We start from the raw sequence: 3,073 nt of genomic DNA on the forward strand, positions 1-3,073 counted from the left end.
GCCCCGCCCCTCACGCACCGCTCACACGAGACGCGTCACGGCGCGTCATGGCGGGTCAGACGCCGAACGGGGCCGGGTAGGCGACCGTCCCGGACGGGACCGGGCCCGGCCCGTCCAGCACCAGCGCCATCAGCGCCTCGTCCGGCACCTCGAACGCCACGCCGACACCGAGCGAGGACGCCCGCGCGAACCCGAACCGCGGGTAGTACTCCGGATGCCCGAGCACCACCACCAGCCGCTCCCCGCGCCCCGACGCCGCCCGCGCCGCCGCCGCGTCCAGCACGGCCCGGACCGCCGCGCCGCCCGCGCCGCGCCGCTGCCAGTCCGGATGGACCGCCACCGGCGCCAGCGCCAGCGCCCCCGACACCCCGGCCGGGCCCTCGCCGACGCGGCACCGCGTCGCCAGCGCGTACCCGGCGACACCGCCGCCGGGGGCCTCGGCGACCATCGACAGGCCCGGCACCCACGCCGGGTCCCCGCGCAGCGCGTCCACCAGGTCCGCCTCGGCGGCCGTCGGGAACGCCGCCTCGACCACCGCGCGGACCGCGCCGCGCTCGCCCGGCCGCTCCGGCCTCGTCGTCCACCTCATCGGTCCCGCCCCCGCTCCCGGTACATCTGCCGCTGCGCCTTCCTGATGGTCTTCCACCGGTTGTCGCGCTCGGCGCGCAGCCGCGCGTCGGTGCGCGAGGCCGCCCACTCGTTCTCGCGCAGCAGCTTGCGGTAGCTGTCGAGGCGGCGCCGCGGCAGCGTGCCGTTCTCGACCGCGGCCAGCACCGCGCAGCCCGGCTCGGTGCGGTGCTCGCAGTCGCCGAACCGGCACCGGGCGGCCAGCGCCTCGACGTCGGCGAACGTCCGCTCCAGGCCCTCGGACGCCTCGAACAGGCCGACGCCGCGCAGCCCCGGCGTGTCGATCAGGACACCGCCGCCCGGCAGCGGCAGCAGCTCCCGCCGCACGGTGGTGTGGCGGCCCTTGCCGTCCTGCTCCCGGACCGCGCCGGTCGCCAGGACCTGTTCGCCCAGCAGCGCGTTCCCGAGCGTGGACTTGCCCGCGCCCGACGGCCCGATCAGCACCACCGTCCCGGTCAGGACGGCGCGGACGGCGTCCACGCCGTCCCCGGTCGCGGCGCTGCAGGCCACCACGTCCGCGCCCGGCGCGGCGGCCGCCGCCTGCGCCTCGGCCTCGGCGGCGTCCGGTATCTGATCGGACTTGGTGAGCACGACCACGGGCCGCGCGCCGCTCTCCCAGGCCAGCGCGAGCAGCCGCTCCACCCGGCCCAGGTCCAGGCGGGCGGCCAGCGACACCGCGATCGCGACGGTGTCGACGTTGGCGGCCAGCACCTGGCCGCGCGAGTCCCGCGACGCCGAGGACCGCACGATCGCGGTCCGGCGCGGCAGCAGCGCCGCCACCGCGGGCCGCCCGTCCGGGCCGTCCGGGCGCAGCGCCGCCCAGTCGCCCGTGCACGGCGCCACGGCGGGTTCATCAGTGGAGGAGGCAGGGACGGGGCCGGCGGAGGCCCGCAGCGGGCCGGTCTCGGCGACCACGTCGCACAGGCCGCGGTCGACCGCGGCCACGCGCGCGGGGATCAGCCCCGCGGCGCGATGAGAGGTGAACTCGTACTCCAGGGTCGTGTCCCAGCCGTAGGCGGCCAGCGGCGACGACCCCGCTGAAGGGGAAGACAATGTTGGGAACCTTCGCGTGAAAGGGGCCCCGGCACGGACGCGCCGCAACTTACGGTGCGGTAACGGGTCAGCCGGCGGCCCGGGAAATGAGGACGGGCTGAATGCTGCGGGCAGCAGCCACCGCAACGACGGCCATACGTCCACACCTCCTCACGGGTCCGAGCACGACTCTACCGCCCCCGCCGGGCCCGGCAAACCGCATTTTCCGCCGATCCCCCCGGCCGCGGCCCTGGCGGGCGGCGGCTCCCGCTCGGCGCGGATCCGGGACGCTGGGCGGAACCGACGGCCGAGTTCGGAAGTTATGGTGATTTGGGGGGCGGATCGCGAGGAGGAGGGGGCGTGACCGTGGACGACAACGACACCATGGACCATGAGGAGGCCGACCGCGCGGATGCCGGCCCCGCGAAGCGTCCCGGGACTGGGCTCTCCGAACGGGCCGGACGCGCCGACCAGGCCGCCGCCGACCGGCTGGAAGAGATCTGGGACGGGCTGGCCCCCGCCGCCGCGTCCGCCGCCCGGACCGCGGTCACCGCCGGTGAACCCGTCGCCGCCGCGGCCCGCGAGGCCGCCGCGCTCGCCGCGGACCGGATCCTGGAGCAGGTGTCGGGGACGCCCGCGATGAAGGCCGTCGAGCAGGCCGCCCGCGACGCCGCCGTCAAGGCCGCCACCGCCGCGGCCGAACGCGCCGTCACCGAGGCCCGCGCCGCCGCCGCGGCCAACCCCGCCACCGCGAGCGCGTTCGAGGCCGCCGCCACCGCCATGACCCTCGCCGAGCAGGCCGGACGGCAGGTCGCGCGGCACCCCGTCGCCGCCGCCGCGCGCCGCCTCGCCACCGGCAGCCCGCTCGCCCGCGCCGCCACCGCCACCGCCAGGGACGTCGCCGGGCGCACCGTGACCGCGACCGTGTCCGCCCCCGTCGTGCAGGCCGCGACCAGGTCCGTCGTGGACGCCGCGGTCGACACCGTCGCCGACGCCGCCGTCGACGCCGCCATGATCGCCGCGCGGGACGTCGTCGCCCGGGTCGTCCGCGAGACCGCCGAGCAGGCCGCCCGCGACCTGGCCGCCGGGCTGCGCGACCGCGCCCGCACGACCGCCGAGCGCGCCGCCCGCGACACCGGCGTCACCGCCGCCGACCTCGCCCCCCTCACCGGCGCCGCCCGCACCGCCGGGGACCTGCTCACCGCCGCCGCCGGCAGCGAGTTCGCCCGCACCGCCCGCGACCTGGCCCTGCGGGCCGCCGCCCGCGCGACCACCGCCGCGATCGAGGCCGTCCTGCGCGAGCTGATCCGCGACGCGCTCAAGCTCGCCCTCAAGGACACCCTGCGCGGCCTCATCATCGACGTCTCCCGCGACGTCGTCGTGGACGTCGCCAAGACCACCTGGCGGTCTCCGC

2 protein-coding genes and 1 pseudogene are annotated in these 3,073 nt (G+C 78.2%); 1 reads left to right on the forward strand and 2 read right to left on the reverse strand.

Translation table 11 applies throughout. The annotated features are described in order from the left end of the window. Nucleotides 1–55: 55 nt before the first annotated feature. A complete protein-coding gene (locus ETD83_RS40795; protein ID WP_138650602.1) occupies nucleotides 56–589 on the reverse strand; it encodes a GNAT family N-acetyltransferase in 534 nt (177 codons plus the stop codon). Beyond that, the gene (gene rsgA, locus ETD83_RS40800) at nucleotides 586–1,680 is read right to left on the reverse strand and encodes a ribosome small subunit-dependent GTPase A (RefSeq protein WP_138650603.1); all 1,095 of its coding nucleotides are present in this window, start codon (nucleotides 1,678–1,680) and stop codon (nucleotides 586–588) included. The genes ETD83_RS40795 and rsgA overlap by 4 nt, the downstream gene beginning before the upstream one ends. 339 nt (nucleotides 1,681–2,019) lie before the next feature. On the opposite strand from rsgA, the pseudogene ETD83_RS40805 reads away from it, so the two are divergent. Beyond that, nucleotides 2,020–3,073, forward strand: a pseudogene (locus tag ETD83_RS40805) (hypothetical protein); the annotation flags it as partial.

Source organism: Actinomadura soli (assembly GCF_005889715.1).
In the GTDB taxonomy this organism is placed as follows: Bacteria; Actinomycetota; Actinomycetes; order Streptosporangiales; family Streptosporangiaceae; genus Spirillospora; species Spirillospora soli.

Coding starts and splice junctions, on each gene's coding strand:
- ETD83_RS40795 (WP_138650602.1), bottom strand. CDS start 589: ATGAGGTGGACGACGAGGCCGGAGCGGCCGGGCGAGCGCGGCGCGGTC.